Here is a 5,517-nt window from a genome sequence, read left to right as displayed (position 1 = left end):
ACAATAAAGGTAAGGATGCGGATCTATTACTGATCCGCCCGGATGGTCAAAAGGTTTTGATAGATATTTTAAATGTCAACCTGGATCACGACCGCATCACTGACCGCGAAGGTTTACGTATCGTCCTCACACACCGGATTGAGAAAAAGTGGAAAGAGAAGAAATTCGATGAACCTCTACTTCATGCCCGGTATGAGCAGATATTGATCCAACCTTTTATCTGGATCTATGATCAGGGTGCCATTGAACAATACCGCGACCTGCTGGCAGATTTCGTTATGCCGGAAGCGCTGCCGTTGCTGATGATGCAACAGGGAGCAGATCCAACAGGTAAAATAATATATCAATGCTTGCCGTTGGGCAGATAAGCATATTAGAAACACCATGATTAGGAAAATCTCCTTACGCCGGTTTAATGCCTTTTGTTATGTACGCCTGCCTTTCCTCCTGTATAGCTTTAAAGAGCTGGCCTGGTACGAAGCCTTTAATGTCAAATTACTGGGAACGGTTGTTATAGACACTGACGGGGAATACTTATATATGATACTGGCTAGGGATAAGCGTAAAATATTCAGGGCCTGGGATTTTGCTAACCATACCTTTGAAACACAGGATGAGGCAGAAGAGGCGCTAATAGAGGCTTTTGCAAAATATGAAAATGACGGGCAGGAGGTTTATGAACAAGGGGATGAAAAGATGCTGCCTCATGAATTTTTGCAGCCACAGGTACCCGTAGACAAGTTACATCCCTATTTCAAATCCTTACTGGATCAACGAGGGCATGAAGGGGCGCGAAACATGATCAATGAGATCGTCTACAGCTTTATGGACGTTGATGGCAACTACATTAAGGATTTCCAGACAACAGGATTTGATGCCAGGTTATGGGAACTGTACCTGTATGTTTACCTGTATTCTGCCGGATTTGATTTTGACAAAAGCAAAAGCGCTCCGGATTACCTGGTATCCTATTACGGAGAAGATTTCGCTATCGAAGCGGTGACGGTAAACAAAAGTACACAGTTTGATGAGCCTAATCCGCAAAATATGACTGATGCCTTTTTACTCAGCCGGGATTACATGCCGATCAAATATGGCAGCTCGCTGATTTCCAAACTAAGAAAAAAATACTGGCTTAAAAACCACGTTTCGGGCAAGCCTTTCATAATTGCCATACACGATTTTCATCAAGCATCCACTCCTGAAAAACTGGGTTCGATGACCTGGTCGAGGAATGCACTGATCGATTATCTTTTCGGCGTAAGGCCGAAATATACACTTGATGAAAATGGTGAAGTAGTGTTGGGAGTTCGCCAAACAAAGCATGGCGTTAGCCAGGATTATGAATCTGTGCACTGGCACGAATGGAAAGGCAAAAAAATAGAATCCGGTTTTTTTCTTTTGCCGGATGCTGAAAATGTAAGCGTCGTTCTTTTTTCCAATAGTGCTACCTTAACCACTTTTAACCGAATGGGCCAGCTGGCAGGGTTAGGGCGTGCGGACACACAGATGATCCGCTTCATGGATGTTTACAATCCCGATCCAAATTCTATTACCCCAATACGTATGGCTCAAAACATAGCCGACGAAGATTATGAAGAGGCTTGGGGTGATGGTCTGGTCATGTACCATAACCCTGACGCTAAATACCCGGTTGACCCGGATTGCTTTCCTGATATCGCGCACATTTTCTATGATAAAAAGCAAATGCTGGTTTACGGTATACCACACCCATTCAGTGTCTTAAATTCACTTACAATGGTCTTGATTCCTCAAAGTGAAGATGAAACTAAGTTTTTTGACAATAGCTCTCCAGAATAATTATGAGTAACGATCTTTTAATTCGAAAGAATCTCTTCTTTATTAATGAGTCGGCACGAGAAACTTTATTTTTGTAATTATGATTGGTAAGTATACATCATCTGAAATAAAACCCAATTGGGAGAATCCTGGCGAGGATCTGCGGTTGCACAACATATTAACAGATCTTTTCCAGCGGGCTACCGATGGTGTATCGCTTTCAGAAGGGGAAAAAGATTTTATCTGTGGATTTTTAAGAACAGCGGAGGGAGACGTCCCGCCTTTTAATGTTGCCGAAGTTTGCTCATCCTGTCTCGTCCTGACATAGCTTGTCATTAAAGCCAAGCATACATGAAAACAAAAACGATTATCAAGGGAAAAGTCACTATCGAAAAACGGAAGGCGTGGGGTAGATTAGACGAGAATACCAAGAGCAAAATTTTAAAAGAACTTAAATTAGGTTTAATTGGTCAGCGGGAAGCAAGCAGAAGATACGGTATACCACGAACTACCATAATTCATTGGCAACGCAAGGACAATTTGGTTACATTGCTAAATGCACAAAGTTCTCGAAAGCCATCGGCTATGACCGAAAGTCAAGAATCAAAATTACTCATCAGGAAGATAGAAGAATTGACTAAGGCACTTGCACACTCCCAATTGAAGAACATTGCACTGGAAACAATGATCGAAGTTGCTGAGACTGACTTGCATATTAAGATCCGAAAAAAGCGTGGTACCAAACAGTCTTAAGAATGAGGCAGAAGCTACCGTAAAACACCCTGTTAGAATTGTGTGCATTGTTTGGTATAAGCCGCCAGACTTATTATTTAGCTCATCATAAGGCCGCTCGAACAAGTATAGCGCATATGATCGTGTTGTCCCTGGTAAGTGAATTTCGCTCAGCTATTCCTATGTTGGGTACACGGAAGCTATTGTTTCTGCTCCTGCCTGAGATGGAAAAACATGATATCAAAATGGGTAGGGATCTGCTTTACGATCTTTTGCGTTTCCAGGGGTTATTGATTCGAAGAAGATTTTTTCCCGGTAGGCTTTAAAGACAGAAAGTTCCTCCGGAGATACAAATTCGTAAACTGACTTGCCCCTTACTTCATCGTATTTATAACCAAGAGTTGACAGCCAGACAGGATTCACTTTCTCGATAACACCACTACCGCTCACGTAGTATATGAGATCGCTCGTATTTTCAAAAAGGTCGTTAAAATATAAATCAGGCAATTCCATGATCATGTGTCTATTAAAGAAAAATACAAAATCCGTCACGACTTCGCTGCAGGATTTTTTATTAACATTTCCTTTGAATTCTCGATTCTCCGGGTTTAGCGAAATATTTCGTAAACACTATTGTAATCTCATAGTTCCAAAAAAGCTCCTGAATGCTCCTCTCCCTTCTTCTTTAGTTCTAAAAAGAGATAGTCTAATAAAACTTAATTAATTAGTCTGGAGTAATAATTTTGCTGATACTGCTGAATCCCTAATTCTAATCCATGAGAATTAGATATACTTGGATAAAGCCCAAGGAATTTTTCTACAGCGAAGTCATGGCGCTTTTTGTACTTTCTTTTAATTTACCCCTATATCCCAATAGAATCTGTTTTTGGTTAGCTCCTTTGTTTATGACTGACAGATCCTTTTACACTAATCCCTAATTATTAAAACAGTCTCCAAATATTAAAAATATATTTTTATTTTTCGACATAATTTATAATTTTGTCGAATGAAATTGGATGCAAATTTTGAGATGGTGAAAGAAAACATTGTGAAGGCTTCGAAAGAAGTTTTCCGGCGTTACGGCTACACGAAAGTGAACATGGATGATATTTCCAAAGCATCAGGAAAAGGCCGTAGCACTATCTATCATTACTTTGGCAATAAAACCGAGGTTTTTGAGGCATTTGCTATTACTGAGTTTACGGGTATTATAAAACTAGCGAAAGAGAAAATAAACCCGAAAGCCTCCTTAGCCGAAAACCTTGTTGCTTACAATCTTGTAAAGTTGAAGCGGTTAAAGGTTTTAATTATGGAATATGGTAATATCATGAAAGACCTGAATGACCAGGAACAATTAGTTTTCACGCTTAACCGGTTGCTATTGGAGGAAGAATTCGATGTTGTGAATGGTATATTCACTTTTGGCGTAGAAAAAGGAGAAATCGCTGAACTTCATCAGGAGGATAAGAAATTTTTAGTGGAAACTCTTGTTATTGCCTTTCGCAGCTTTGAACAGGAAATAGTCCTCTTTAATGGTATGGCTGGCTTAGAAAACAGGCTTAAGTGGCTGGTTGATATCCTTATAAAAGGATTAAAGTAAAAATTTTTGCTTCTAGCTTCGACAAAAAAGCAAAAATTTGTTTAAATGTTTAAATTTATTTGGTTACATGAAATTACTGAAAATTCCCTTAGCAGCCAGTCTTACACTAATTGGCTTGCTAAATACTGCTTGTCAAATGAATCAGGAAGAGACTAAAACCATTGAACCAGTGCGGGTAGAAACAGTGGCTTTAGCTAATTCCCAGAATCAAGGCAGCAACCTGGAATATACCGGCACCATTCAGGCTAATAAAGTAGTGCAGTTGAGCTTCCTGGTATCAGGCAATATAAAATCTGTACCGGTGGCTGAAGGGCAGTTTGTGAAGAAAGGACAACTTATTGCCACGGTAGATGAAACCGCTTACCGCAGCCAATACGAGGCTCAAATGGCTCAGGTAAGATTGGCGGAGGAGAATTATAAACGCATTTCAGAAGTCTTTAAAAAAGGCAGTATTGCCGAAATCAGGATGTTGGAAGCGAAATCGCAATACGACCAGGCCCGTTCTGGGGCCCGGGTTACTTATCAAAATATTGCCCATACCAAACTCTATGCCCCCCAAAGCGGATATATCGGGGCTAAAAATATTGAAGCTGGTTCATTGGCGGCTCCCGGTGCGCCTGCGGTTCAGATACTGGATATTTCCCAGGTAAGTGTCGCCGTGCCCATTCCGGAAGCCGAAATAAATACTCACAAAAAAGGAGATAAAGCACGGGTGACGGTGCCGGCCCTGGGCAATAAAAAAGTGGAGGGTACGGTAGACGAAGTAGCCGTACTGACCGCCGCCGGCACCCCCAACTATACAGTTAAAATTAGCTTACCCAACCCGGGTGAAGAGTTAAAACCCGGTATGTTTTGCAATGTAACCTTTCAGAGTAGCCGCGCAAGCAACGTTAATGCGGCTAATTCCAGCCAGCTTATTGTGCCGGTAGAAGCCGTGCAGGTAGACGTGAACGGGCAAAATTTTGTGTATGTCGCCAGTGCCGACGGCCAACTGGCGTTGCGTAAAAACATCCGGATCGGCACTTTATATAACAACGGTATTCGGGTAACCGAAGGCCTGCAAGGCTCAGAAAATCTCATCACATCCGGCTATCATAAATTAACCGACAGCACCGCCATTCAGATTGTCCGGTAATCAGTCCTTAGGTTTATGAAAGAAAATACAAATATTGTGGAATGGGCTATGCGCTATAAGGCCCTCCCACTCTCCCTGGCTACTGTGTTGGTAGTGCTGGGCATTTATGCTCTTTTTAATATGCCCCGCAACGAATTCCCAAGTTTCACCATCCGGCAAGGTGTTATTGTGGGCGTGTATCCGGGGGCGTCATCGGAGCAGGTGGAACAGCAACTGACAAAAAAAGTAGAAGAATACCTCTTTAGCTTTA

8 protein-coding genes are annotated in these 5,517 nt (G+C 41.6%); 7 read left to right on the top strand and 1 reads right to left on the bottom strand.

Annotated features, from left to right (window positions below; all coding sequences use genetic code 11):
• From WBJ10_RS17495 to WBJ10_RS17480, 4 genes are all read left to right on the top strand, one after another.
• Window positions 1-368: hypothetical protein (locus tag WBJ10_RS17495; protein WP_424292631.1), on the top strand; the 368-nt coding region annotated here is incomplete at its 5' end.
• 16 nt (window positions 369-384) lie between these two features.
• Window positions 385-1,821, top strand: a complete 1,437-nt coding sequence (locus WBJ10_RS17490) for a hypothetical protein (RefSeq protein WP_424292630.1) — start codon at window positions 385-387, stop codon at window positions 1,819-1,821.
• A 79-nt stretch (window positions 1,822-1,900) separates the two neighbouring features.
• Window positions 1,901-2,128: a hypothetical protein gene (locus tag WBJ10_RS17485; RefSeq protein ID WP_424292628.1), complete on the top strand. Its 228-nt coding sequence runs from the start codon at window positions 1,901-1,903 to the stop codon at window positions 2,126-2,128.
• A gap of 23 nt (window positions 2,129-2,151) precedes the next feature.
• Window positions 2,152-2,553: a hypothetical protein gene (locus WBJ10_RS17480; protein ID WP_276348993.1), complete on the top strand. Its 402-nt coding sequence runs from the start codon at window positions 2,152-2,154 to the stop codon at window positions 2,551-2,553.
• 219 nt (window positions 2,554-2,772) lie between these two features.
• Here the strand turns inward: WBJ10_RS17480 and WBJ10_RS17475 are convergent, their stop codons facing one another.
• Window positions 2,773-3,045, bottom strand: a complete 273-nt coding sequence (locus WBJ10_RS17475) for a PAS domain-containing protein (protein ID WP_276348994.1) — start codon at window positions 3,043-3,045, stop codon at window positions 2,773-2,775.
• Between the two features lie 493 nt (window positions 3,046-3,538).
• Between WBJ10_RS17475 and WBJ10_RS17470 the strand changes: the two genes are divergently transcribed.
• The 3 genes from WBJ10_RS17470 to WBJ10_RS17460 all read left to right on the top strand — a co-directional run.
• A complete protein-coding gene (locus WBJ10_RS17470; RefSeq protein WP_276348995.1) occupies window positions 3,539-4,132 on the top strand; it encodes a TetR/AcrR family transcriptional regulator in 594 nt (197 codons plus the stop codon).
• A gap of 67 nt (window positions 4,133-4,199) precedes the next feature.
• Complete coding sequence (locus WBJ10_RS17465) at window positions 4,200-5,267, top strand: efflux RND transporter periplasmic adaptor subunit (RefSeq protein ID WP_276348996.1); 1,068 nt, start codon at window positions 4,200-4,202, stop codon at window positions 5,265-5,267.
• A 15-nt stretch (window positions 5,268-5,282) separates the two neighbouring features.
• On the top strand, window positions 5,283-5,517 hold a 235-nt coding region (locus WBJ10_RS17460), incomplete at its 3' end, for an efflux RND transporter permease subunit (RefSeq protein WP_424292625.1).

It is taken from the genome of Daejeonella sp., assembly GCF_049655485.1.
In the GTDB taxonomy this organism is placed as follows: domain Bacteria; phylum Bacteroidota; class Bacteroidia; order Sphingobacteriales; family Sphingobacteriaceae; genus Daejeonella.
The sequence above is the reverse complement of the archived record's forward strand: the minus strand, read 5'-3'. Positions and strand labels throughout refer to the sequence as shown.

Bases quoted from the DNA above. Each gene is read 5' to 3' on its own strand.
- WBJ10_RS17490 (WP_424292630.1), top strand. From the start codon at position 385: ATGATTAGGAAAATCTCCTTACGCCGGTTTAATGCCTTTTGTTATGTA.
- WBJ10_RS17485 (WP_424292628.1), top strand. From the start codon at position 1,901: ATGATTGGTAAGTATACATCATCTGAAATAAAACCCAATTGGGAGAAT.
- WBJ10_RS17480 (WP_276348993.1), top strand. From the start codon at position 2,152: ATGAAAACAAAAACGATTATCAAGGGAAAAGTCACTATCGAAAAACGG.
- WBJ10_RS17475 (WP_276348994.1), bottom strand. From the start codon at position 3,045: ATGGAATTGCCTGATTTATATTTTAACGACCTTTTTGAAAATACGAGC.
- WBJ10_RS17470 (WP_276348995.1), top strand. From the start codon at position 3,539: ATGAAATTGGATGCAAATTTTGAGATGGTGAAAGAAAACATTGTGAAG.
- WBJ10_RS17465 (WP_276348996.1), top strand. From the start codon at position 4,200: ATGAAATTACTGAAAATTCCCTTAGCAGCCAGTCTTACACTAATTGGC.